The sequence below is a fragment of the Cupriavidus sp. FW306-1B-F12B genome (assembly GCF_058781795.1).
Genome location: NZ_JBYSXC010000010.1, coordinates 106286 through 128686, shown reverse-complemented (window position 1 = coordinate 128686; position 22401 = coordinate 106286). Strand labels below are relative to the sequence as shown.

The following is a 22401-nucleotide window of genomic DNA, read 5'->3' as shown; positions in this document are numbered from 1 at the left end:
TTGCTAGAATGCCGCGGAGTATAACGGACCTGTCCTCAATGAGCCTGCCGCTGCCCTCCCCGTCTTCTGCCATGTTCGCCGCCCCCGCGCGCCGACGCGGCCATCGCGCCGTACTGCCCCTGCTGGCCCTGGCCGCCGCGCTGGCGGCCCCTGCCTACGCGCAGAACGGCCCGCTGTCGCTGGCCGCGCCGACGACGCCGGTCGGCGGCATCCAGTCGACCGATCCTGGCATGAGCGAGGCCCAGCAGGCCGCCAACGCGCGCCGCTACGACGAAGCCATCAAGGGCTTCGACCGCGTGCTGACCGCCAACCCGCGCAATGCGCAGGCACGCTTCCAGCGCGCCTGGGCCCTGGCCCAGTCCGGCCGCGAAGACGCCGCCATCCAGGCCTTTGCCGAAATGGCGCAGGAGTTCCCGGAACTGCCCGAGCCCCACAACAACCTGGCGCTGCTCTACGCCAAGCGCGGCGACCTGAAGCGCGCCGAGGCCGAGTTGCTGCTGGCCACCGAAGTCAAGCCGGGCTTTGCCATCGGCTATACCAACCTGGGCGACGTCTACCGCCGCCTGGCCGAGCAGGCCTACGCCGAAGCGCTGCGCCGCAATCCGGGCGATGCCCGCGCCAGCGCCGGCCTGCGCCAGCTGAACCCTGATGCCGCGGCGCCGGTCAAGCCGGCGGCGCCCGCCGGCACCGGCCGCAAGGCAACGCCAGCGCAGCGCCAGGCACCTGCCAGCGCCCCTGCCGCGAACTGACGGCCACCCATCCCAAGGCCCGGGCGCGGCGCGCCCGGACCATGTGCATCATCCAGACTTACCGGAGTTCCTTCATGATCCGTTCCCGTCGCATCGTCCTGGCCGGCCTGACCGCAGGCGCCCTGGCACTGTCCTCGTTCAACGCAATGGCTCAGCAAAAGGCCGCCGAGCGCGTCCAGTTCATCACCAGTGCCGGCAAGTTCACCGTCGAGCTCTACCCCGAGGCCGCGCCCAAGACCGTCGCGAACTTCCTGGAATATGTGAAAAGCGGCTTCTACAGTGGCACCATCTTCCATCGCGTAATCAATGGCTTCATGGTGCAGGGCGGCGGCTTCGACCGCGACATGAAGGAAAAGCCCACCCGTGCGCCGATCCCGCTGGAAGCCCGCGGCGGTCTGAAGAACAAGGCCGGCATGGTGGCCATGGCACGCACCAGCGACCCCAACTCGGCCACCGCGCAGTTCTTCGTCAATGTGGTGGATAATCCGAATCTCGACTACCCGCAGCCGGACGGCAACGGCTACGCAGTGTTCGGCAAGGTGGTGGAAGGCATGGAGACGATCGACAAGATCAAGAGCGTGCCGACCACGGCCTACGGCCCCATGCGCAATGTGCCGGCCGCGCCGATCGTGATCGAGTCGGCCACCGTCGTCAAATAACACTACCGAACAGAGGAAATCCCATGTCCAAGGTCCAGCTCCACACCAACCAGGGTGTCATCACCATTGAACTCGACGCCGAGAAGGCCCCGAAGTCGGTCGAGAACTTCCTGTCATACGTGCGCAAGGGCCACTACGACAACACCATCTTCCACCGCGTGATCAAGAACTTCATGATCCAGGGCGGCGGCTTCGAGCCCGGCATGAAGCAAAAGGGCACCGACGCCCCGATCGAGAACGAAGCCGGCAACGGCCTGAAGAATGACCGCTACACCGTGGCCATGGCGCGCACCAACGCCCCGCACTCGGCCACCGCGCAGTTCTTCATCAACGTGGTCGACAACGACTTCCTGAACTTCTCCTCGCCCACGCCGCAGGGCTTCGGCTATGCCGTGTTCGGCAAGGTCGTGGAAGGCACCGACGTGGTCGACCAGATCAAGGGCGTGCGCACCGGCAGCTCGGGCTTCCACCAGGACGTGCCGCTGGAAGACGTGGTGATCGAGAAGGCCGTCATCGTCGAGTAAGCCGATGCCTGACGATTGCGGTTCCGTGCGCATCCACGTGCCGGCATTCCCCTTCCGACACCGCGCATGACCGCGATCCCCCACACGCCGGTGGCCGGTCCCTTCGAGGCACAGGCGCCGGCGTGGTTCATTTCAGACCTGCACCTGACGCCCGGCATGCCCCGCACGCTGGCGGCCTTCGAGCGCACGCTCGAGCGCGCCGCACAGCACGCGCGCACGCTGTTCATCCTGGGCGACTTCTTTGAATTCTGGATCGGCGACGAAGAAACCGACTCGCCCTTCGCGCAGCGCGTGACCGGCGCCCTGCGCGCACTGGCCGCGCGCGGCGTGGCCGTGTACCTGATGCACGGCAACCGCGACTTCCTGCTGGGCCAGCGCTTCGCCAGCGCGGCCGGTGCCCGCCTGCTGCCCGACCCCGCCGTGATCCACTGTGCCGGCCAGCGCGTGGTGCTGAGCCACGGCGACATGCTGTGCATCGACGATGAACGCTATAACCGCTTCCGCCGCTGGACCCGCAAGCGCTGGGTGCAACGCGTGTTCCTGGCACTGCCGCTGAGCGCGCGTCTGTCGATCGCCCGCAAGCTGCGGGCAGACAGTGAAGGCAACCGTGCCAGGCAATTGAGCGCGGGAGCGGCCGTGCCGGTGATTTATGGTGATGTGGCGCCCGCGGCCGCGGCCGAGTTGCTCGGCGCCGCCGGTGCGTCGCTGCTGGTGCATGGACACACGCACCGCCCGGCACGGCATGAAGACGCCGCCGGCGTGCGCTGGGTGCTTACTGACTGGGACCTGGACGGCGCCCATCCGCGCGCCGCGGTGCTGCAACTGGATCGCGACGGCTTCCGCCTGTTGCCGCAGACCGACTGAGCGGCAGCGCCGGCCCGGCCCCTGCCCCGCTCACTTCATCAGCCTGCGCAGTTCGCTCGCGTCGAAGGGATCGTTCGGCGTGTTCTCCAGGTGTTCGCCAAGCCGGTCGAGCGCGGCCAGCACCGCCTCGATGCGGTCGTGCTGGCGCCCCGCATTGTCGATCAGGCTCTTGAGCGCCAGCGACACCGGATCGTCCGCATTGGGCGTGATGCCATAGGCCGAGAACTCCTGCTTGGCACCCTGCTGCGCCGATGGCGCATCCGGCAGGATGATGCGGGCGGGGATGCCCACGGCGGTCGCGCCCGGCGGCACCGGCTTTAGCACCACCGCGTTGGAGCCCACGCGCGCGCCGTCGCCCACCACGAATCCGCCCAGCACCTTGGCGCCCGCGCTCACCACCACGTTGGCGCCCAGCGTGGGATGCCGCTTCTGGCCCTTGTACAGCGAGGTGCCACCCAGCGTCACGCCCTGGTAGATGGTGCAGTCATCGCCGATCTCGGCGGTCTCGCCGATCACCACACCCATGCCGTGGTCGATGAAGACGCGCCGGCCCAGCTTGACCGCCGGATGGATTTCGATGCCGGTAAAAAACCGCGCCCAGTGCGAGATCCAGCGCCCCAGCCAGTGGAAGCCCGCGTTCCAGCATCGATGCGCAAAGCGGTGGAACATCACGGCATGCAGGCCGGGGTAGCAGGTCAGCACTTCCAGGCGGCTGCGCGCGGCGGGATCGCGCAGCATGATGGTGTCGATATCTTCCTTCAGGCGAGAGAACATCTTGGTCGTGTCGTGTTGCCGCGCCGTGCGCCGCGCCACGCGGGCTGGTGCCCGGGGCAGGGTCGCCGGCGAGGTCAGTGGCCGGTGGGGACGGGATCAGGGAGTGTAAGTGATTTGCCGGACCCGCTTGGGGTGCCGGTGTTTGGCCCCTGATCCGTCAGGGACATTGCGGCGATGCTGCGGTCAACATCGCCCGGGCCTGCGCAAACCCGCAGCCGCAAGGCGACAGCGCGCGCGATTGCCGCGCGTGCCTGCGTCGCCCTGCATCGAATCGCTCCGGTTTGCTGCCACTGTCCTCGCTCCTGTCACCGGTCCTTGCGCGGGCCCGGCTGGTTCTGCGCGGCGATCAGCATATGCTTGGCGATGCCGCGCAGGATATTCACTTCCTCGCGCTCCAGGCCGCTGCGCGCCAGCAGCCGGCGCAGCCGGGTCATCAGCCTGCGCGGGTTGGACGGATCGAGAAAGCCGATTGCCTCCAGGCCCGTCTGCAGATGGCCGAACATGGCCTCGACCTGCTCGGCCGTGGCCGGCTCACCAGCATAGCCGATATTGGCGCCGGCGTCCGGGGCCGCCTCCAGCAGCGACAGCCGCATCTCGTAGGCGATGAGCTGCACCGCCTGCGCCAGGTTGAGCGAGGTATAGGCGGGATTGGCGGGGATATGGGTGACTGTGTTGCAGCGCTCGACCACTTCATTGGGCAAACCATAGCGCTCGTTGCCGAACACGAAGGCAACGCCGCCGCTGCCAGACAGCGTCTGGCGCGCGCGTTCCGCGGCGGCGCGCGGCAGCAGCCGCGGCGGGCCGAATTCGCGGTGGCGCGCGGTCATCGCCACGGTCAGCGCGGCGCCGGCCAGCGCCGCGTCGACCTGGTCGACGATGAGCGCGCCCGCCAGCACATCGTCGGCACCGCTGGCCATGGCGATGGCGTCGGGGTGCCGCAGCACATCCGGCTCGCGTGGCGAGACCAGCACCAGGCTGCCGAAGCCCATGGTCTTGATCGCGCGCGCCACCGAGCCCACGTTGCCCGGGTGGCTGGTTTCGACCAGCACGAAGCGCACGCGGCCGAAAGCGTTGCCGCCGGTATCACCGCTGTTGCCATCGGCAGCGGGCTGGCTCGTATCAATTGCCGGGTTCATATACAATTCGGGGTTCTTCTTTGGCGCGGCGCCAGGTTTTTGCTTGCTCGCGAGACTCTCGCGGCACATTTGCAGCAGAACCGGCGACGCCCGACGTTCTTCTACAATCCGTTGTGTTGTCAGCTGCCCATGAGCGGGCGTGCGGCGCTTTTGCGCCCCGCCGCCTCGTCGTGGCCGGCCTGGAGAGATTCATGCATCCGATGCTCAATATCGCCATCAAGGCGGCCCGCAAAGCGGGATCCATCATCAACCGCGCGTCGCTCGACGTCGATCTGGTGCGCGTCTCGCGCAAGCAACACAACGATTTTGTCACCGAGGTGGACCGCGCCGCCGAAGCCGCGGTCATCGAGATCCTGCGCACGGCCTACCCGGAACACGGCATTCTAGCGGAAGAATCCGGCCAGTCCTGGGCCGAGGGTGAAGACTCCCACGAGTACACCTGGGTCATCGACCCGCTGGACGGCACCACCAACTTCATCCACGGCTTCCCGCAATACGCGGTCTCGATCGCCCAGTTGCACCGCGGCACGCCCGTGCAGGCCGTGGTCTACGACCCGACCCGCGACGAGCTCTTCACCGCCAGCAAGGGCGCCGGCGCCTTCCTGAACAACCGCCGCATCCGCGTCACGCGCCGCGACAAGCTGGCCGACTGCCTGATCGGCACCGGCTTCCCGTTCCGCGACCTGGAAGGCCTGGACGAATACATGGAATTGTTCGCGCTGATGACCCGCAACTGCGCCGGCCTGCGCCGGCCGGGCGCCGCCGCGCTGGACCTGGCCTATGTGGCCTGCGGCCGCCTGGACGGCTTCTTCGAGCGCGGCCTGCAGCCTTGGGACATGGCTGCAGGCATGCTGCTGATCACCGAATCGGGCGGCCTGGTCGGCAACTACGCCGGCGAACCGCGCCAGATGGAACAGGGCGAAGTGCTGGCCGGCAACCCCAAGGCATTCGCCCAGATGGTGCGCCTGCTGTCGCCGTTCTCGCTGGACAACGCCAAGCCCGCCGCCTGACACCGGCACATGGCCTGACGGCCAGATCAGCCACACCCCGACGCCCGCCGCACCCCGGCGGGCGTTTTGCATGGTGCGCCGCGCCTGCCAGCGCGCCCTGCACTGCAGACCTTTCTCATTCCCCGGACGGCCATGATCCTCGTCAAGGTCGCCCCACCCTGCCCTCCCCAAAATGAAACCATGCGCCACGCCCCGTGCGCGCGGATCCAGCAGGAGAGCCAGCATGTTTCCCGAATACCGCGACCAGATCACCACCCTGAAGACCCAGGATGCCCGCTTCGCGCGCCTGTTCCACCGCCACAACGCGCTGGACCAGGAAATCCACAACATGGAGTCGGGGCTGGTGCCGGCCTCCACCTTCGAGATCGAGCGGCTGAAGAAAGAGAAACTCCTGCTCAAGGACCAGCTCTACGCGATCCTGCGCAACACCCCAGCCTGACGGAGGACCGCAGATGACAGATCGCGACACCATCCAATCCTCCCACACCGCCACCGCGCCACGTGCCCGCGCCACGGCCAGGGGCGACGTGCTGCCCACCAACTCGGCGCTGTCAGCCCAGCGCAATGAGGTCGAGAGCGCCGTCGACGCCTCGGTGCAGCTGGCGGCCAGCAGCATGCAGGACATCCTGGCCAGCCGCGCAGGCAACGGCGCCGACATGCTCGACGCCATGCGCACGCTGCTTGACGGCCTGGCGCCCGACGAGGCTGCGCAGCTGCGCAGCCTGATCCTCGAAGGCGATCCCGCCGCGTGGCAGGCCGGCCGCAAGCGCCATCCGGACGACGAGCTGTCCGCGGGCTGGCGCGAAGGCGCGTACCCGTACCAGAACCTGATGTCGCGGCGCAATTATGAAAAGCAGAAGTACCGCCTGCAGGTGGAGCTGCTCAAGTTCCAGGCCTGGGTGCGCGAGACCGGCCAGCGCGTGGTAATCGTATTCGAAGGGCGCGACGCCGCCGGCAAGGGCGGCACCATCAAACGCTTCATGGAACACATGAACCCGCGCGGCGCGCGCGTGGTGGCGCTGGAAAAACCCACCGAGGCCGAGCGCGGGCAATGGTACTTCCAGCGCTATGTGCAGCACCTGCCGTCGGCCGGCGAGATCGTGCTGTTCGACCGCTCCTGGTACAACCGCGCCGGCGTGGAGCACGTGATGGGCTTCTGCTCGCAGCGCGAATACCAGGACTTCCTGCAGCAGGCGCCGGACTTCGAGCGGCATCTGGTGCGCAGCGGCATCCACCTGTTCAAGTTCTGGTTCTCGGTCAGCCAGAAGGAACAGCGCCGGCGCTTCCGCGAGCGCGAGATCCACCCGCTCAAGCAATGGAAGCTGAGCCCGGTCGACCTTGCCTCGCTGGACAAATGGGACGAATACACCCAGGCCAAGGAGGCCATGTTCGCCCACACCGACACCGCCGATGCGCCGTGGACGGTCATCCGCTCGGACTGCAAGAAGCGCGCGCGGCTCAATGCGCTGCGTGCCATCCTGTCGCGCTTCCCCTACGGCAACCGGGACACCACTGCCATCGGGCAGCCCGACCCGCTGATCGTGGGACGCGCGCTGGCCAACTGAACCTCGCCCCCTACTCCCGCACTTCTTCCGTTTTCCCCTTTACCAAGGCCCCTATGTTCAAGCACATCCTGCTGCCCGTCGACGGTTCCGAGCTTTCCCACAAGGCCGTGTCCGCCGCCATCCAGTTTGCCCGCACCGCCTCCGCGCGCCTGACGCCCTACATGTGCGTGGAGACCTATCCCTACATGGTGGGCAGCGACAGCACCCATGAGAGGCGCGAGGTATTCCAGCAACGCGTGGAAGCACTGGCGCGCCAGGAACTGGTCAAGATCGAGGCCGCGGCGGCAATGGCCGGCGTCCCGTGCGCGGGCCACGTCTCGGCCGCCAGCGCCCCGTATCACGGCATCATCAACGCTGCCCGGGACCTCGGTTGCGATGTCATCTTCATGGCCTCGCACGGCCGCAAGGGCATCAGCGGCCTGCTGCTGGGCAGCGAGACGCAGAAGGTGCTGACCCACAGCGACGTGCCGGTGCTGGTGTTCCGCTGACGGCACGCCGCTGACCCCGCCGCCGGGCCAGATCCGGCCCGCGCGGCGCGGCAACCGCTGCCCCGTGCTGTACCATATCGCCCATATTCGAAAACGCCCCTTCGCGCCCCGGCCCCAGGCCGCCGGATGACCGCCCGGACGCCCCGCGCGGCCGCCATCCGGCTTGCGCAAGGCGGCGATCCGAGCGGAGCGGGCGGCATCACGCAGGCCCACCGCCAGACAGGCTAAATGGCAATGGGATTGCAGAAAAAAACCGACCCGGAACAGGCACAGGCAGATTCGTCCGCGAGCCGCCACACGCCCATGATGCAACAATATCTCCGCATCAAGGCAGACCACCCCGACACCCTGCTGTTCTACCGCATGGGTGACTTCTACGAACTCTTCCACGACGATGCCGAAAAGGCCGCGCGCCTGCTCGACATCACGCTGACCGCGCGCGGCGCCTCCAACGGGGTGCCGATCCGCATGGCCGGCATTCCCTTCCATTCCGCGGACCAGTACCTGGCGCGCCTGGTGAAGCTGGGCGAATCCGTGGCGATCTGCGAGCAGATCGGCGACCCGGCCACCAGCAAGGGGCCGGTGGAACGCAAGGTGGTGCGCATCGTCACCCCGGGCACGCTGACCGATGCCGCGCTGCTGCCGGACAAGGCCGATACCTTCCTGATGGCGGTGCACCAGCAGACCACGCGCCGCGGCGTCAGCAAGACCGGGCTGGCGTGGCTGAACCTGGCCAGCGGCGAGCTGCGCCTGATGGAATGCGAAGCGGCACAACTGGGTCGCGAGCTGGAGCGCATCCGCCCGGCCGAGCTGCTGTATGCCGATGGCATCGAGTTGCCCGCGCTGGCGTGCGCGCGGACCCGCCTGCCCGAATGGCATTTCGACCAGGACGCCGGCACGCGCCGGCTGCGCGAGCAGCTGGGCGTGGCCAGCCTGGACCCGTTCGGCTGTGCCGGGCTGGGTGCCGCGCTGGGCGCGGCCGGCGCGCTGCTGAACTACGCCGCGACCACGCAGGGCCAGTCGCTGCGCCATGTGCAGGGCGTGAAGGTCGAGCGCGAATCGGAGTACGTCGGCCTGGATTCCGCCACGCGGCGCAACCTGGAACTGACCGAGACCCTGCGCGGCGGCGAGTCGCCGACACTGTTCTCGCTGCTGGACACCTGCTGCACGGCGATGGGCAGCCGCGCGCTGCGCCACTGGCTGCACCACCCGCTGCGCGACCCGGCGCTGCCGCAGGCACGCCAGCAGGCCATCGGCGTGCTGATCGACCAGGGCACCGATGCCCTGCGCACGGCGCTGCGCCGGCTGGCCGACGTCGAGCGCATCACCTCGCGGCTGGCGCTGCTCAATGCGCGGCCGCGCGACCTGTCCTCGCTGCGCGACACCTTGCGCGCGCTGCCGGACGTGCAGGCCTGCATCCGCGATGACCAGGGCAGCACCTTGCTGGCGCAGACCCTGCACGACCTGGCCGTGCCGCAGGACTGCCTGGACCTGCTGGTGCGCGCCGTGGCCGAAGAGCCGGCCACCGTGGTGCGCGACGGCGGCGTGATCGCGCGCGGCTACGATGCCGGACTGGATGAACTGCGCGACATCTCCGAGAACTGCGGCCAGTTCCTGATCGACCTCGAAACGCGCGAACGCGCCCGCACCGGCATTGCCAACCTGCGCGTCGAGTTCAACCGCGTGCATGGCTTCTATATCGAGGTCACCAACGGCCAGGCCGACAAGGTGCCCGACGACTACCGCCGCCGCCAGACGCTGAAGAATGCCGAGCGCTACATCACGCCTGAGCTGAAGGCCTTCGAGGACAAGGCGCTGTCGGCACAGGATCGCGCGCTCGCGCGCGAAAAGCAGCTCTACGACGGCCTGCTGCAGGCGCTGCTGCCGCATATCGGCGAGCTGCAGCGGGTGGCCGCCGCGCTGGCGCGCCTGGACGTGCTGACGGCGCTGGCCGAGCGCGCGCAGACGCTGGACTGGTCCGCGCCTGAGCGCGTCGCCGAGAACGTGGTCGACATCGTGCAGGGCCGCCACCCGGTGGTCGAAGGCCAGCTCGCGGCCGAGTCGGTGGCTTTCATCGCCAACGACTGCCAGCTCAATGAAGCGCGCAAGCTCTTGCTGATCACCGGCCCGAACATGGGCGGCAAGTCGACCTTCATGCGCCAGACCGCGCTGATCGTGCTGCTGGCCTGCGTGGGCGCCTACGTGCCGGCGCGGCGCGCGGTGATCGGGCCGATCGACCGCATCTTTACCCGCATCGGCGCCGCCGATGACCTCGCGGGCGGCCGCTCCACCTTCATGGTCGAGATGACCGAGGCCGCCGGCATCCTGCACCACGCGACCCCGGCTTCACTGGTGCTGATGGACGAGATCGGGCGCGGCACGTCGACCTTCGACGGGCTGGCGCTGGCCTGGGCGATCGCGCGCCACCTGCTGTCGCACAACCGCAGCCACACCCTCTTCGCCACGCATTACTTCGAGCTGACGCAACTGCCGCAAGAGTTCCCGCAGGCAGCCAACGTGCACCTGTCGGCGGTCGAGCATGGCGATGGCATTGTCTTCCTGCACGCGGTGCAGGACGGCCCCGCCAGCCAGAGCTACGGCCTGCAGGTAGCGCAGCTGGCCGGCGTGCCGCAGCCGGTGATCCGCGCCGCGCGCAAGCACCTGGCCTGGCTGGAGCAGCAATCGGCCGACGCCACGCCGACGCCGCAGCTGGACCTGTTCGCGGCACCGCCAACGCCGGAGGACGACGAGGACGACTTCGGCGCCGCCCCGGCGGCCGTGCCCGCGCCGCTGGCGCCCGCGCTGGCACCCGAACAGGCCGCGCTGGTCGATGCGCTGGCCGACCTGGACCCCGACACCCTGACGCCGCGCGCCGCGCTGGAGGCGCTGTACCGGCTCAAGGCACTGGCAGGCGAGGCGCTCGACGCCGCATGAACGCTGCACGCCGTGCCCTGCTTGCCATGCTGCTGCCGCTGCTTTGCACGGCCGGCATGGCATCGGCCGCGCCCGCGGGCCGCGCCAGCAAGACACCGGCCAGGCCAAAGCTGACGCGCATCGCGCTGATCGCCGACCTGCCCCAGTGGCCGGCCGCGGAGGCCAACGCGGCAGCGCTGCTCGACTACTTCGGCGAGCGCAAGCTGGACCTGGTCATTCATGCCGGCGGCATCAAGGGCGATACGGAATCGTGCAGCGATGTGGTGCTGGGCAACCGCCAGCAACTGCTGGACCAGTCGCCGCTGCCGCTGGTCTACGTGCCCGGCGAGACCGACTGGTCCGAATGCCGGCTGCCGGTCAACGGCGGCTTTGACGCGGTCGAGCGCCTGAACCGGCTGCGTGAGCTGTTCTTCCCCGAGGACGCCACGCTCGGCCGGCATCCGCGGCCGCTGCTGCGGCAATCGGACCAGGCGCTGTTCCGCAGCTTCCGCGAGAACATGCGCATGGAGGTGGGCGATATCCTGCTCGTCGGCATGAACCTGCCTGGCGACAACAACCACTACCGCAACGAAGGCGGGCGCAACGGCGAGTTCGAGGACCGGCGCGAAGCCAACCGCCAGTGGCTGGCGCGCGCGTTCTCGGTGGCGCGGCAACGCGACCTGAACGGCATCGTGGTGGTGGTCCACGCCGACCCGCATTTTGCCAACGGCTGGGAGAAGAAAGGCCGCCCGACGCTGCTGGACGGCTTCATGCGCCACCGCACCCGCGATGGCTACCTGGAATTCAAGCGCCAGCTGCGCGAGCTGGCCGGTCGTTTCCGCGGCCAGGTGCTGCTGGTGCATGCGGGCGGAAACGGGGCCAACGGGGCCGACAACGGCTTCGGCATCGACAAGCCGCTGCGCGATGCGGCCGGCAAGGTCATGCAGAACTTCACGCGCGTGTCACTGCCCGCCAACACGGTCTCGCAATGGGCCGAGCTGGTGATCACGCCTGGCGCGGCCTCACCGTTCGCGGTCATGCTCAGGGACGCACCGGCACCGCGCTGAGACCGCTTGCCGGCCGACAACGAAAAAGCCGGCTGCGGCCGGCTTTTTCTTCGGGTGCGGAAATACGATCAGTGCAGCGTGCGCGGCGTGTCGTCGTCCTCGTCCTCATCGACGACTTCAACGCCCGAGGCGCCATGGGCGTGGCCGTGCTCGATTTCCTCGGCGGTGGCCTCGCGGACTTCGGAGACCTTCAGCCAGAAGCGCAGCGCCATGCCGGCCAGCGGATGGTTGCCATCCAGCACGACCTTGTCCTCGGCCACGTCGGTCACGGTGTAGATGACGGAGTCCTCTTCGTCGCCATCTTCGGGCATGCCTTCGAACTGCATGCCGACTTCCAGCGGCTCGGGGAAGCGGTTGCGCGGCTCGACCTTCACCATATCGGCGTCATAGTCGCCGAACGCGTCTTCCGGCTCCAGCTGCAGTTGGGTCTCGAAGCCCGCGTCATGACCGTCGAGCGCTTCCTCGATCTTGGGGAACGTGCCATCATACCCGCCGTGCAAATAAACCATGGCTTCATCTGACTCCTCGATCAGATTGCCTTGCGCGTCCGACAGCTTGTACATCACGGACACCACAGTATTCTTAGCGATTTTCAATTCTTGACTCCATGAACGATTCCGCATTATACGCGCAGGCCCTGCCCCCTGGCCCCGTCGATCCAGACACTCCGCTCGACCTGCTTGGTGGCATGACGCCTGCTGCATTCATGCGGGATATCTGGCATCGCAAGCCCCTGCTGATTCGACAGGCAGTACCCGGAATCGTGCCGCCTGTGTCGCGCGAGGCTCTTTTCGACCTGGCCGACAGCGATGACGTCGAATCGCGCCTGGTGACGCACTTCCGTAACCGCTGGAAACTCGCGCATGGCCCATTTGCGCGCGAAAACCTGCCCGGCGTCAAGGCCCGCCAGTGGACCCTGCTGGTGCAAGGGGTAAATCTGCACGACGCCGCCGCGGCGGAACTGATGGGCCGCTTCCGTTTCGTGCCCGACGCGCGCCTGGACGACCTGATGATCAGCTACGCCACCGACGGCGGCGGCGTGGGCCCGCATTTCGACTCCTACGATGTGTTCCTGCTGCAAGTCTCGGGCCGGCGCCGCTGGCGCATTTCGTCGCAGACCAGCCTTGAGCTGATCCCGGACATGCCGCTGAAGATCCTCGCCGACTTCAACGCGGAACAGGAATGGGTGCTCGAACCCGGCGACATGCTCTACCTGCCGCCGCAATATGCGCACGATGGCATTGCCGAGGGTGAATGCATGACCTGCTCGATCGGCTTCCGCGCGCCGGCCTACCGCGAGCTGGCCGGGCATTTCCTGGCCTGGCTGTCTGAAACGGTTGAAGACAACGAAGACCTCGGCGGCCGTTATGCCGACGCCGGCGAGCGCGCCGCCACGCGGCCCGCGCAGTTGCCGGCCGGCATGACCAAGGCAGTCGCCGAGCGGCTCAAGGCGTTGCAATGGAATAGCCAGATGGTGTCTGAATTCCTCGGCAGCCATCTGTCCGAACCCAAACCTGGCGTTGAATTTGCAGAGATACCTGACATGCCGTTGCGCCGTTATGCGACACTGGCGGCCCGCCATGGTGTAGTACTGCCATCGGCATCGATTGCGCTTTACGACCGCGCGAATTTCTTCCTCAATGGAGAAGCCTACGAGCCGCCGGCCGAACTGATGCAGTGGCTGAAAAAGTTGGCCGATTATCGGCAGCTTAGTAGCGAAGATGTTGCGGCTTGCGCGGGCCTACCCGATCTGATGGAAACTTTCCATCACTGGACGCTGGAAGGATGGCTGCAATTGGGTCCGCGGCTGTAATAATGCGTAACATTGCGAATCAGTAAATTTCGGCGCTACACAAGCCGGGAAAACGCGGATATAATCGTTGGCTGGCTAGTACTGTGGACCATTGCATATGTCGGGACCCGGGAGGGCCTCTATTTTGCAGTTCAAGAGCGATAATTACCGGTAATTATTCATCGCCTGTTTTCCGTTATTACAAGTTAAAGGACGAAAAATGAAGAAGTCTCTCCTGATCGCATCGCTGCTGGCCGCTGTTGCTCTCGCCGCTTGCGGCAAGAAGGAAGAAGCTGCCGCTCCGGCCGCTGACACGGCTGCTCCGGCCGCTGCCGCTCCGGCTGCTGAAGCTTCGGCTCCCGCTGCTGAAGCCCCGGCCGCTCCGGCTGCTGCCGCTCCGGCTGCTGACGCTTCGGCTCCGGCTGCTGACGCTTCGGCTCCGGCTGCCAAGCAGTAATCGGTTCCTGACCGATGAAAAAACCGGCCTTCGGGCCGGTTTTTTTATTTGGGCGCCGCTACCGCACTGCGCCCTGCTGAATCCACGCATCCCTCAGGCGCGCACCGCCTGCCAGTCCAGGCCCTCGTCCTGGTCTGCCACCAGCACCTCGGACGGCAACGCACCCAATGCCATTGCCAGCGCCCCCGTTGCCAGGTCACGCGTATTGTTCTGCTTGCTGAGGTGGGCCGCGACCACGCGGTTCAGGCCGGTATGGGCAACTTGCGCCAGGATACTGGCCGCCACTTCATTGGCCAGGTGGCCGAAGTCCCCGCCGATGCGCCGCTTCAGCGAAGCCGGATAGACCGAATTGCGCAGCATCTCGCGGTCATGGTTGCATTCCAGCACCAGCGCATCCACGCCTGCCAGGCGCGCCGTCACGTAAGGCGTCTCCATGCCTGCATCGGTCAACACGCCTAGCCTTGCCTGCCCGTCCGACAAGACGAACTGCAGCGGCTCGCGCGCATCGTGCGGCACGGTGTACGGCAGCACCTGCAGTCCGGCGATGGCAAAGGCATGGTCGGCGCCGCAGACGCGCACGTCGGCCGCATCGGCGCCGCGCAGGTGCGAGGTCGCCAGCCAGGTGCCGTGGCTGGTGTACACCGCCAGGCGGTGGCGGGCAGCAAAGGCGTAGGCCGAGCCGACGTGGTCGCCATGCTCGTGCGTCACCAGCACGGCGTCGAGCTGGTCCGGCGCGACGCCCAGGCGCTCCAGGCGCCGGGCGGTCTCGCGGATGCCGAAGCCGCAGTCGAGCAGCACGCGCGTGGTGGTGGTGCCTTCGCGGGATTCGATCAGCAGCGAGTTGCCCTCGCTGCCGCTGCCGAGGAAGGCGAAGCGCATCATGGCCGCGCCCTCCCCGCCAGGCACCGGCCAGGACGGCCGGCTGGCATGCCAGCAGTCATGCGCCGGCTCAGTGCAGTTGCTCGTCGATCAGCGACAGGATGCGCTTGCCGATTTCGCCGTTCTCAGGCTGGCCGGCATCGTTGAGCACCGTCACCAGCGTGCCGCTGCCCGTGCCCTTGAGCGACACGCGATACTTCTTGGCGGTCTTGGAATCTTCCGGCTTGGTGAACAGCTTGGAGAAGAAGCCACGGCTGTCGGCAACGGTGCGCGGGTCGACATAGCGCACGTAGTACAGGCCCTGGCCGCGGTCGCGGTCTTCAACCGTGAAGTTCACGCGGTCCAGCGACAGGCCGACCGAGCGCCAGGCGCGGTCGAACGGCTCGGGCAGCTGCAGCGCCGGGGCGCCGTTGACCTGGGCCAGGTACGACTTGGCCGGCGCGGCGCCATCGGCACCAGCGGCGGCCGCGGTGCCGGCAGCGGCGGCCGTGCCCGAAGCGGCTGCGGTATTGCCCGCCGCCGCCGGGTTCTTGGCCATGCGGTCGGCCTGTTCCTTCTGCACGCCCAGCCGCTGGGCCAGGCGCGACAGGAATTCGGCTTCCAGCTCTGGATCGGCCGGACGCGGAGTCCAGACCGTGCTCGACTTGTCGATGCCGGTCAGCTGCTCCTGCGCACCGCGGTGGCTGATGAAGACCTCCAGCGTGCCGTTCTGCGAACGCTCGACGCGGGTGCGGAACTTGTCGCGCTCCGAGGTCGAGTACAGGCCGTCGAAGACCTTGCCGATGGTGTTGCGGATGATGTCCTGCGGGATCTTGGCGCGGTTCTCGGCCCAGTCGGTTTCCATGATGCCGGTCTCGGGCGAGTCCTGCACCAGCAGGAAACCGCTTTCCTGCCAGAAGCCGCGCAGCTGCTGCCACAGCTGGTCGCCGCGCATGCCGTTGCTGATCACCAGCCAGCGCTGGTTGCCGTCGCGCTCCATGCGGATGCCCTGGGCGGAGGGCAGCACGTTCTCGCTCGGGGATTGCTCGCGCACCTTGGTGGCCTGGCTGTACGTCGACAGCGTCGAGGTGCCGTTCGCATCGGGCACCGAATAGCGGCGATCGCCCTCCAGCTTGGTCAGGTCGGGCGGGATATCCAGCGTAGGCGTGCGCTTCGAGGCCGACGACTTGTAGTCGATCTTGTCCGGCTGCATCGCTTCGTTGATGCTGCTGCAGCCGGTGATCACGCCAGCGGCGAGCACGGGCACAACCAGGGCGGCGCGGCGGACTTGCGTCGCGCCGCGGCGGTTAAGCTTCAGTTTCATTGACACGCAATCCTAGTAGGTGGTGCGACAGCAGGACGCCGCGAAAGATCAGGCCAGCAGGCCGGCGGCGGCCAGTGCCTTGCGTACATAGTCGTGGTTGGCCTCGGACAGAGGGGTCAGCGGCAGGCGGATACCGCCTTCCATCCTGCCCATCTGCTGGAGCGCCCACTTGACCGGGATCGGGTTGGCCTCGATGAACATGGCCTTGTTCAGCCCGATCAGCTCCATGTGCAGGCGGCGCGCGGTGACGACGTCGCCCTTGAGCGCCGCAACGCACATCTCGTGCATCTTGCGCGGTGCCACGTTGGCGGTGACCGAGATATTACCGTGGCCGCCCAGCAGGATCAGCGCAACCGCGGTGGGGTCGTCGCCGCTGTAGATGGCAAAGCCTTCCGGCGCGTCCTTGATCAGCTGCGCGGCGCGGTCGATATTGCCCGTCGCTTCCTTGACGCCGACGATGCCCGGCACCTGCGCCAGGCGCAGGATGGTCTCGTTGTTCATGTCCGCGACCGTACGGCCCGGCACGTTGTACAGCAGCACCGGCAGCTCCACCGCTTCGGCGATGGTGCGGAAATGCCGGTACATGCCTTCCTGGGTCGGCTTGTTGTAGTACGGCACGACCTGCAGCGACGCATCGGCGCCCACCTTCTTGGCGAAGGCGGTCAGCTCGATGGCCTCCTTGGTGGAGTTGCCGCCGGTGCCCGCGATGATCGGGATGCGCTTGCCGGCCTGTTCCACGGCAACGCGGATCAGTTCGCAGTGCTCCTCGACGGAAACTGTCGGGGACTCGCCGGTGGTGCCCACGATCACGATGCCGTCGGTGCCTTCGGCCACGTGCCAGTCGACCAGTGCGCGCAGGGCCGGGAAGTCCAGGCTGCCGTCTTCATGCATCGGGGTAACGATGGCGACAATGCTGCCGGTAATCTGTGTCATAACGTTAAGGAATTCGGGATGCGAATAACGGGATTGTACCGGAACCGCAGGCCGCTTCGACCGCCGCCCGGACAGGGGTTGATACCAACTGTTTCAACGTGTGCAGCGGCATTCTCGCCGACAGCGCCGTGCCTGGCTCAGACGTCGAGCCGGTAGCGTGCCGGCGCGGGCGCATCGGCGCCGGCAGCCGCCTCGCGCACCGCACATATCCGCTGCACGAAGGCTGTTTTCGGCACTTCGACCAGGCCATCCTCATAGGCGACCACGCGCAGGCCATGCTGGCGCGCCACTTCGAGCAATTCGCCCGGCCGCAGCAGGAAATCCGGCCGCGACGGCTTGCCGACGGTTTCATTGCCCGCGGCAAAGGTTTCATAAATCCACATGCCGCCGGGCGCCAGCGCCGCCGCCAGGTGCGGCCACAGCGGCCGGTGCAGGTAATTGGTGACGACGATGGCGTCGAACGGCGCCTCGCCGGCCAGCGGCCAGGCGCCCTGCTCCAGGTCGGCCACCCGGCCGGTCACGCCGGCCGGCAGGCCGGCGATGGCCTCGGCGTCGCGGTCGACGGCCAGCACCGTGTGGCCGCGCGCCGCCAGCCAGGCGGCATGGCGGCCGCTGCCGCAGGCCAGGTCCAGCACCCGCGCGCCGGGGCGCAGCAGGTGGGCCCAGCGGGCAACCCAGGGGGAGGGGGCCGAAAGCCCGGCATGCGATAGCGTCATGGCGTTCCCCGGCACGTCACTGCAGCAGCATCACGATCGGGCGCAGCATTAGCTCGATCAGCGACATCAGCACATTGACCACCGGCGTCATCCAGATCGTGGTGATCACGCCAGCGGCCACCAGCGCCAGCACCACGAAGATGCCGTACGGCTCGATGCGCGACACCGCGCGGGCAATGCCCTGCGGCAGCAGCGCGGTCAGCACGCGGCCGCCGTCCAGCGGCGGCACCGGGAACAGGTTGAAGGCCGCCACCACCAGGTTGACGCGCACGCCCGCCAGCGCCATCTCGCCGAAAAACGGCTCGCGCACGCCGCCCCAGGTCAGGCCGATGGCCAGCAGCACCCAGACGAAGGCCTGCACCACATTGCTGGCCGGCCCGGCCAGCGCCACCCACATGCCGTGCCAGCGCGGGTTGCGCAGGCGCTCGAACGCCACCGGCACCGGCTTGGCATAGCCGAACACGAACTGGCCGCTGGTCATGATATAGAGCAGCAGCGGCACCGCGATGGTGCCGATCGGATCGATATGGCGGATCGGGTTCAGGCTGACGCGCCCGAGCGCATAGGCCGTGTCGTCGCCGAAAAGCTTGGCCACGTAGCCGTGCGAGGCCTCATGCAGCGTGATGGCGAACAGCACCGGCAGGGCATAGACCGCGAAGGTCTGGATAAGGGAGGAATCCATGGTCCCTATTGTAACGGCCCGGCGCCGCCCAGGCGCACGCTCGTGCACCCGCCAGGCGGGGTGGCAGCGCCCGGGGAACTCAGAGCCCGAAGCGCTCGACGTCGCCGCGGCCCGCGCGGATCAGTTCGGGCTCGCCGCTGGTCAGGTCGATCACCGTGGTCGGCTGCGCCGGCGCCGGGCCGCCGCACACCACCAGGTCAAGCTGCTTCTCCAGCCGCGCGCGGATTTCCGCCGGGTCGTTGAGCGGCTCTTCGTCGCCCGGCATCTGCAGCGTGGCCGAGATCAGCGGCTCGCCGGTCTCGCCCAGCAACGCCAGCGGAATCGCGTGTTCAGGCACGCGCACGCCGATGGTCTTGCGCGCCGGGTGCGACAGCCGCCGCGGCACCTCCTTGGTCGCTTCCAGGATGAACACGTACGGGCCCGGCGTGGCGCCCTTGAGCCAGCGGTACTGCCGGTTGTCGACGCGGGCAAAGTTGCCGAGCTCGGACAGGTCGCGGCACATCAGCGTCAGGTGGTGGCGGTCATCGATACCGCGCAGCCGGCGCAGGCGCTCGACGGCGGCCTTGTCGTCGAGCCGGCAGGCCAGCGCATAGCTGGAATCGGTCGGCAGCGCAATCAGGCCGCCCTTCTGCAGGATCTGGGCGGCCTGCTTGACCAGGCGCGACTGCGGATTGAGCGGATGGATCTCGAAGTACTGTGACATGGACCAGGGTGGCGGATTCAGACAGATCGGAGCGGAATCTGGGGGGTACCCCGGCCAGGCCGGGCTTGCGCCTACCAGTCGTGCCAGACCGGCGTCACCGTCGGCGGCAGCGGCGGCAGCTTGCCCAGCTCGACGCGCCCTTCGCCGGGGCCGTGGAAATCCGAGCCGCGCGAGGCCAGCAGCCCGTAGTGGCGGGCCACCGCGGCATAGCGGCGGTACTGGTCGGGCGTGTGGCTGCCAGTCACGACCTCGACGGCGCCACCGCCCAGGGCGGTGAATTCATCGAACAGCGCGTCGTGCTGGGTATCGGTGTAATTGTAGCGGCCCGGGTGCGCCATCACGGCGATGCCGCCGGCGGCGCGGATCCAGCCGACTGCGTCGGCCAGGCTGGCCCAGCGGTGGCCGACATAGCCGGGGCGGCCTTCCGACAGGTACTCGCTGAAGACCTCGCCCACGGTGGCGCAACGGCCCTGGTCGACCAGCCAGCGCGCAAAGTGCGTGCGCGAGATCAGGTCCGGGTTGCCCACGTGCTGCAGCGCCCCTTCATAGGCGCCGGTGATGCCCACTTTTGCCAGCGCGTCGGCAATATCGCGCGCGCGGCGCGCGCGGCCCGAGCGGGTATCGGTCAGGCCGTCGATCAGTTCCGGGCAGTGCGGGTCGATCTGCAGGCCGACGATGTGCACGGTCTGCCCGGCCCAGGTCACCGAGATCTCCACGCCCGGCACATAGCGCATGCCGAACTCCTCGGCCGCGGCACGCGCCTCGGCCTGCCCGCCCAGTTCGTCGTGGTCGGTCAGGGCCCAGAACGCGACCCCCGCGTCGCGGGCGATTTCCGCGATGGCGCGCGGCGCCAGCGTGCCGTCGGACACGGTGGAATGGCAATGCAGGTCGGCATTGATGGCGTGGGCGTTTTGCATGGGGCCATTCTACTCCCGTCGCCCCCTCCATGCGTGACGCCGGCGCCCCCTGGAAAGCCACCATGCCAAAGCCCTGCCGGCAACGCTGGCGTGGGCGGAAACGGGCGATGTGCGGGGTATAGTCGGGCCTTGCACTGTCATTTTTGCGGGCACCTGGCGTGCCCGCCATGCCCAATGTCCACCGCTACCCCCCTCGCACCAGCCCCCGTCACCACCACCGATGTCCTGATCGTGGGCGCCGGCCCGGTCGGGCTCTTTGCCGCGTTCCAGGCCGGCGTGCTCGGCCTCAGATGCGAGCTGATCGATGTGCTCGACCGCGCCGGCGGCCAGTGCACCGAGCTCTATCCTGAAAAACCGATCTACGACATCCCCGCCGTGCCGGGCTGCCTGGCGCAGGACCTGGTCGACCGGCTGCTGGAGCAATGCGCGCCGTTCGATTTCCCGATGCACTTCGGCCAGCGCGCGGAAAGCCTGTCCGAAATCCCGCGGCAGCCGGCACCTGACGGGCATGCCGCCCATGAGCGCCTGCTGGTCACCACTGACGGCGGCAAGCGCTTCGATGTCGCCGCGGTGCTGATCTGCGCCGGCGCGGGCGCGTTTGCGCCGCAGCGTGTATCGCTGCCGGAAGCGCCGGCACTGGAAGGCCGCCACGTGCACTACGCCGTGCGCGATGTGTCGCGCTTTGCCGGCAAGCGCGTGGTGGTGGCCGGCGGCGGCGACTCGGCGCTGGACTGGGCGCTGGCGCTGCGCAAGGTGGCCGCGCGCGTGGCGCTGGTGCACCGGCGCGAAGGCTTCCGCGCGGCCGACGGCACCGTCGCGGAAATGCGCGAGGCAGTGGCGGCCGGCGAGATGGATTTCGTGGTCGGCATGCTCGGCGCCCTGCGCACCGAAGGCCAGGACGGCCCGCTGACCGAGGTCGAGGTGCGCACCCGCGACGGCAGCACGGTGCTGCCCACCGATGAACTGGTGGCGCTGTACGGCCTGGTGTCCGAGCCGGGCCCGATCGCGCAGTGGGACATGGACATGCGCGCCGGCCGCATCCTGGTCGACACCACCACTTATGAAAGCTCGCGCCGCGGCATCTTTGCCGCGGGCGATATCGCCTACTACACCAACAAGCAGAAGCTGATCCTGTCAGGCTTCCACGAGGCCGCGCTGGCATTGCGCCGCGCCTACCACTACGCCTTCCCGGAAAAGGCGCTGGTGCACGTGCACACCAGCAACAACGCCGCGCTGAAGGAAAAGCTGACGCACGCCTGAGCGGCGGCGCCAGCGCTCACACCGCGCTGCAGAACGATTCCACCAGCTCCGCCACCGCGGCGGGCTGGTCGTGATGCAGCATGTGGCCGGCGTCATCGACCATCGCTTCACGGAAGTCGCGGAAGGCGCGGAAGCGCTCCTTGAATTCGTCGATGGCCTGCTTGTGGGCGATATTGCGCAGCGTTTCAGAATCGCGCGCTTCCACATGCAGCACTGGCGCGCTGACCTGCTCCCAGATCGCCATCACCTCATCGAGCCGGTACAGCATCGGGTTGACCAGCTTGTGCGCCGGATCTCCCAGGATCTCCCAGCGGCCCTCCGCATTGCGTCGCGACCAGTGCGCGGCCAGGAAGGCGGCACGGTCGTCGGGCAGGCGCGGGTTGGTCTTCTGCAGCCGGGCAGCGACGCCGTCCATGCTGTCATACGTCTTCAGCGCCGAGCCGGTGCGCAGTTCGTCGAGCCAGCGCGCATAGCGCTTCGGTGCATGCACCGGCCGCGTCGCCGTCATGCCGAAGCCCTCCAGGTCTACCACGCGGCGCACGCGCTGCGGGCGGATGCCGGCATACAGGCAGATCACGTTGGCGCCCATGCTGTGGCCGACCAGGTCGACCTGGCCGTCGGGCTCGTAATGGTCGAGCAAGGCCTCGAGGTCGGCGATATAGTCCGCGAACCAGTACGACTGCGTGCCCGGGTAGCGCGTGGGCCAGTCGGTCTCGCCAAACCCGCGCCAGTCAGGCGCAATCACATGCCAGTCGCCGCGCAGGTGGTCGACCAGGAACTGGAACGACGCGGCCACATCCATCCAGCCATGCAGCATGAACAGCTTGCGCGCGCCGGGCTGGCCCCAGTGGCGCACGTGGTAGCGCAGCCCGCGCAACGTGATAAATTCAGACCGCGAGGTTTCCTTGATTGTCATTGTCTCCACCCTTGCGCGCGGGTCTTCCTGCCGCCGGGCGCGGCGCCACGGGGGCTGGCGAGGGAAGCCCACACAAAATAGAACGATCGTTCGC

The 22401-nt window shown here is 67.9% G+C and carries 24 protein-coding genes; 13 read left to right on the top strand and 11 right to left on the bottom strand.

The features are described 5' to 3' along the window. Positions 1 to 38: 38 nt before the first annotated feature. The 4 genes from AC3WLE_RS18180 (at position 39) to AC3WLE_RS18165 (ending at position 2796) form a co-directional block, all read left to right on the top strand. A complete protein-coding gene (locus AC3WLE_RS18180) occupies positions 39 to 749 on the top strand; it encodes a tetratricopeptide repeat protein (protein ID WP_492357057.1) in 711 nt (236 codons plus the stop codon). 74 nt (positions 750 to 823) lie between these two features. Next, positions 824 to 1408, top strand: a complete 585-nt coding sequence (locus AC3WLE_RS18175) for a peptidylprolyl isomerase (protein ID WP_492353323.1) — start codon at positions 824 to 826, stop codon at positions 1406 to 1408. A 23-nt stretch (positions 1409 to 1431) separates the two neighbouring features. Further along, the gene (locus AC3WLE_RS18170) at positions 1432 to 1932 is read left to right on the top strand and encodes a peptidylprolyl isomerase (RefSeq protein WP_010808966.1); all 501 of its coding nucleotides are present in this window, start codon (positions 1432 to 1434) and stop codon (positions 1930 to 1932) included. 66 nt (positions 1933 to 1998) lie between these two features. Next, the gene (locus tag AC3WLE_RS18165) at positions 1999 to 2796 is read left to right on the top strand and encodes a UDP-2,3-diacylglucosamine diphosphatase (RefSeq protein ID WP_492320981.1); all 798 of its coding nucleotides are present in this window, start codon (positions 1999 to 2001) and stop codon (positions 2794 to 2796) included. A gap of 30 nt (positions 2797 to 2826) precedes the next feature. Here the strand turns inward: AC3WLE_RS18165 and cysE are convergent, their stop codons facing one another. Then, a complete protein-coding gene (gene cysE / locus AC3WLE_RS18160) occupies positions 2827 to 3570 on the bottom strand; it encodes a serine O-acetyltransferase (RefSeq protein ID WP_492353324.1) in 744 nt (247 codons plus the stop codon). Between the two features lie 305 nt (positions 3571 to 3875). Beyond that, positions 3876 to 4706, bottom strand: a complete 831-nt coding sequence (locus AC3WLE_RS18155) for an RNA methyltransferase (RefSeq protein WP_492353325.1) — start codon at positions 4704 to 4706, stop codon at positions 3876 to 3878. 191 nt (positions 4707 to 4897) lie between these two features. Between AC3WLE_RS18155 and AC3WLE_RS18150 the strand changes: the two genes are divergently transcribed. The 6 genes from AC3WLE_RS18150 to AC3WLE_RS18125 all read left to right on the top strand — a co-directional run bounded on the left by AC3WLE_RS18150 (position 4898) and on the right by AC3WLE_RS18125 (position 11749). Next, positions 4898 to 5716 (top strand): inositol monophosphatase family protein, encoded by an 819-nt coding sequence (locus AC3WLE_RS18150; protein WP_010808970.1) that lies wholly within the window; start codon positions 4898 to 4900, stop codon positions 5714 to 5716. 223 nt (positions 5717 to 5939) lie between these two features. Next, positions 5940 to 6155, top strand: coding sequence for an HP1242/YdcH family protein (locus AC3WLE_RS18145; protein ID WP_492320979.1), 216 nt, complete (start codon positions 5940 to 5942; stop codon positions 6153 to 6155). 13 nt (positions 6156 to 6168) lie between these two features. Then, positions 6169 to 7281: a polyphosphate kinase 2 gene (gene ppk2, locus AC3WLE_RS18140; RefSeq protein WP_492353406.1), complete on the top strand. Its 1113-nt coding sequence runs from the start codon at positions 6169 to 6171 to the stop codon at positions 7279 to 7281. Between the two features lie 53 nt (positions 7282 to 7334). Next, positions 7335 to 7769, top strand: coding sequence for a universal stress protein (locus AC3WLE_RS18135; protein WP_010808973.1), 435 nt, complete (start codon positions 7335 to 7337; stop codon positions 7767 to 7769). Positions 7770 to 8003: 234 nt separating this feature from the next. Further along, positions 8004 to 10703 carry a DNA mismatch repair protein MutS gene (gene mutS / locus AC3WLE_RS18130; RefSeq protein ID WP_492320977.1) on the top strand — a complete coding sequence of 900 codons (2700 nt, stop codon included), beginning with the start codon at positions 8004 to 8006 and terminating at the stop codon, positions 10701 to 10703. Then, positions 10700 to 11749 (top strand): hypothetical protein, encoded by a 1050-nt coding sequence (locus tag AC3WLE_RS18125; RefSeq protein ID WP_492320976.1) that lies wholly within the window; start codon positions 10700 to 10702, stop codon positions 11747 to 11749. The genes mutS and AC3WLE_RS18125 overlap by 4 nt, the downstream gene beginning before the upstream one ends. Positions 11750 to 11817: 68 nt before the next feature. On the opposite strand, the gene AC3WLE_RS18120 is transcribed toward AC3WLE_RS18125, so the two are convergent. Further along, complete coding sequence (locus AC3WLE_RS18120; RefSeq protein WP_026201125.1) at positions 11818 to 12345, bottom strand: FKBP-type peptidyl-prolyl cis-trans isomerase; 528 nt, start codon at positions 12343 to 12345, stop codon at positions 11818 to 11820. A gap of 11 nt (positions 12346 to 12356) precedes the next feature. Here AC3WLE_RS18120 and AC3WLE_RS18115 point away from each other — a divergent pair, with 11 nt between their 5' ends. Both AC3WLE_RS18115 and AC3WLE_RS18110 read left to right on the top strand, forming a co-directional pair. Continuing rightward, entirely contained in the window at positions 12357 to 13562 is a 1206-nt protein-coding gene (locus AC3WLE_RS18115) for a JmjC domain-containing protein (protein WP_492320818.1), read from the top strand. 199 nt (positions 13563 to 13761) lie between these two features. Then, positions 13762 to 13998: a hypothetical protein gene (locus AC3WLE_RS18110; protein WP_037024358.1), complete on the top strand. Its 237-nt coding sequence runs from the start codon at positions 13762 to 13764 to the stop codon at positions 13996 to 13998. 93 nt (positions 13999 to 14091) lie between these two features. On the opposite strand, the gene AC3WLE_RS18105 is transcribed toward AC3WLE_RS18110, so the two are convergent. The 7 genes from AC3WLE_RS18105 to AC3WLE_RS18075 all read right to left on the bottom strand — a co-directional run bounded on the left by AC3WLE_RS18105 (position 14092) and on the right by AC3WLE_RS18075 (position 20131). Beyond that, positions 14092 to 14880 carry an MBL fold metallo-hydrolase gene (locus tag AC3WLE_RS18105; RefSeq protein WP_492320819.1) on the bottom strand — a complete coding sequence of 263 codons (789 nt, stop codon included), beginning with the start codon at positions 14878 to 14880 and terminating at the stop codon, positions 14092 to 14094. 67 nt (positions 14881 to 14947) lie between these two features. Beyond that, positions 14948 to 16180 (bottom strand): NlpB/DapX family lipoprotein, encoded by a 1233-nt coding sequence (gene bamC, locus AC3WLE_RS18100; RefSeq protein WP_492320820.1) that lies wholly within the window; start codon positions 16178 to 16180, stop codon positions 14948 to 14950. A 48-nt stretch (positions 16181 to 16228) separates the two neighbouring features. After that, a complete protein-coding gene (dapA, locus tag AC3WLE_RS18095; protein ID WP_010808980.1) occupies positions 16229 to 17113 on the bottom strand; it encodes a 4-hydroxy-tetrahydrodipicolinate synthase in 885 nt (294 codons plus the stop codon). Between the two features lie 137 nt (positions 17114 to 17250). Next, positions 17251 to 17829, bottom strand: coding sequence for a class I SAM-dependent methyltransferase (locus tag AC3WLE_RS18090; protein WP_492320821.1), 579 nt, complete (start codon positions 17827 to 17829; stop codon positions 17251 to 17253). Between the two features lie 16 nt (positions 17830 to 17845). Further along, the gene (locus AC3WLE_RS18085) at positions 17846 to 18511 is read right to left on the bottom strand and encodes a site-2 protease family protein (RefSeq protein WP_492320822.1); all 666 of its coding nucleotides are present in this window, start codon (positions 18509 to 18511) and stop codon (positions 17846 to 17848) included. Positions 18512 to 18590: 79 nt separating this feature from the next. Continuing rightward, complete coding sequence (locus tag AC3WLE_RS18080; RefSeq protein WP_492320823.1) at positions 18591 to 19214, bottom strand: L-threonylcarbamoyladenylate synthase; 624 nt, start codon at positions 19212 to 19214, stop codon at positions 18591 to 18593. Between the two features lie 71 nt (positions 19215 to 19285). Beyond that, entirely contained in the window at positions 19286 to 20131 is an 846-nt protein-coding gene (locus AC3WLE_RS18075; protein WP_492352995.1) for a 3',5'-nucleoside bisphosphate phosphatase, read from the bottom strand. 174 nt (positions 20132 to 20305) lie between these two features. On the opposite strand from AC3WLE_RS18075, the gene AC3WLE_RS18070 reads away from it, so the two are divergent. After that, positions 20306 to 21391 (top strand): NAD(P)/FAD-dependent oxidoreductase, encoded by a 1086-nt coding sequence (locus tag AC3WLE_RS18070; RefSeq protein ID WP_492320825.1) that lies wholly within the window; start codon positions 20306 to 20308, stop codon positions 21389 to 21391. A 16-nt stretch (positions 21392 to 21407) separates the two neighbouring features. Here the strand turns inward: AC3WLE_RS18070 and AC3WLE_RS18065 are convergent, their stop codons facing one another. Continuing rightward, entirely contained in the window at positions 21408 to 22307 is a 900-nt protein-coding gene (locus tag AC3WLE_RS18065; protein ID WP_492356918.1) for an alpha/beta fold hydrolase, read from the bottom strand. Positions 22308 to 22401: the final 94 nt, after the last annotated feature.

Bases quoted from the DNA above. Each gene is read 5' to 3' on its own strand.
- AC3WLE_RS18180 (WP_492357057.1), top strand. From the start codon at position 39: ATGAGCCTGCCGCTGCCCTCCCCGTCTTCTGCCATGTTCGCCGCCCCC.
- AC3WLE_RS18175 (WP_492353323.1), top strand. From the start codon at position 824: ATGATCCGTTCCCGTCGCATCGTCCTGGCCGGCCTGACCGCAGGCGCC.
- AC3WLE_RS18170 (WP_010808966.1), top strand. From the start codon at position 1,432: ATGTCCAAGGTCCAGCTCCACACCAACCAGGGTGTCATCACCATTGAA.
- AC3WLE_RS18165 (WP_492320981.1), top strand. From the start codon at position 1,999: ATGACCGCGATCCCCCACACGCCGGTGGCCGGTCCCTTCGAGGCACAG.
- cysE (WP_492353324.1), bottom strand. From the start codon at position 3,570: ATGTTCTCTCGCCTGAAGGAAGATATCGACACCATCATGCTGCGCGAT.
- AC3WLE_RS18155 (WP_492353325.1), bottom strand. From the start codon at position 4,706: ATGAACCCGGCAATTGATACGAGCCAGCCCGCTGCCGATGGCAACAGC.
- AC3WLE_RS18150 (WP_010808970.1), top strand. From the start codon at position 4,898: ATGCATCCGATGCTCAATATCGCCATCAAGGCGGCCCGCAAAGCGGGA.
- AC3WLE_RS18145 (WP_492320979.1), top strand. From the start codon at position 5,940: ATGTTTCCCGAATACCGCGACCAGATCACCACCCTGAAGACCCAGGAT.
- ppk2 (WP_492353406.1), top strand. From the start codon at position 6,169: ATGACAGATCGCGACACCATCCAATCCTCCCACACCGCCACCGCGCCA.
- AC3WLE_RS18135 (WP_010808973.1), top strand. From the start codon at position 7,335: ATGTTCAAGCACATCCTGCTGCCCGTCGACGGTTCCGAGCTTTCCCAC.
- mutS (WP_492320977.1), top strand. From the start codon at position 8,004: ATGGGATTGCAGAAAAAAACCGACCCGGAACAGGCACAGGCAGATTCG.
- AC3WLE_RS18125 (WP_492320976.1), top strand. From the start codon at position 10,700: ATGAACGCTGCACGCCGTGCCCTGCTTGCCATGCTGCTGCCGCTGCTT.
- AC3WLE_RS18115 (WP_492320818.1), top strand. From the start codon at position 12,357: ATGAACGATTCCGCATTATACGCGCAGGCCCTGCCCCCTGGCCCCGTC.
- AC3WLE_RS18110 (WP_037024358.1), top strand. From the start codon at position 13,762: ATGAAGAAGTCTCTCCTGATCGCATCGCTGCTGGCCGCTGTTGCTCTC.
- AC3WLE_RS18105 (WP_492320819.1), bottom strand. From the start codon at position 14,880: ATGATGCGCTTCGCCTTCCTCGGCAGCGGCAGCGAGGGCAACTCGCTG.
- bamC (WP_492320820.1), bottom strand. From the start codon at position 16,180: ATGAAACTGAAGCTTAACCGCCGCGGCGCGACGCAAGTCCGCCGCGCC.
- dapA (WP_010808980.1), bottom strand. From the start codon at position 17,113: ATGACACAGATTACCGGCAGCATTGTCGCCATCGTTACCCCGATGCAT.
- AC3WLE_RS18090 (WP_492320821.1), bottom strand. From the start codon at position 17,829: ATGACGCTATCGCATGCCGGGCTTTCGGCCCCCTCCCCCTGGGTTGCC.
- AC3WLE_RS18085 (WP_492320822.1), bottom strand. From the start codon at position 18,511: ATGGATTCCTCCCTTATCCAGACCTTCGCGGTCTATGCCCTGCCGGTG.
- AC3WLE_RS18080 (WP_492320823.1), bottom strand. From the start codon at position 19,214: ATGTCACAGTACTTCGAGATCCATCCGCTCAATCCGCAGTCGCGCCTG.
- AC3WLE_RS18075 (WP_492352995.1), bottom strand. From the start codon at position 20,131: ATGCAAAACGCCCACGCCATCAATGCCGACCTGCATTGCCATTCCACC.
- AC3WLE_RS18070 (WP_492320825.1), top strand. From the start codon at position 20,306: ATGTCCACCGCTACCCCCCTCGCACCAGCCCCCGTCACCACCACCGAT.
- AC3WLE_RS18065 (WP_492356918.1), bottom strand. From the start codon at position 22,307: ATGACAATCAAGGAAACCTCGCGGTCTGAATTTATCACGTTGCGCGGG.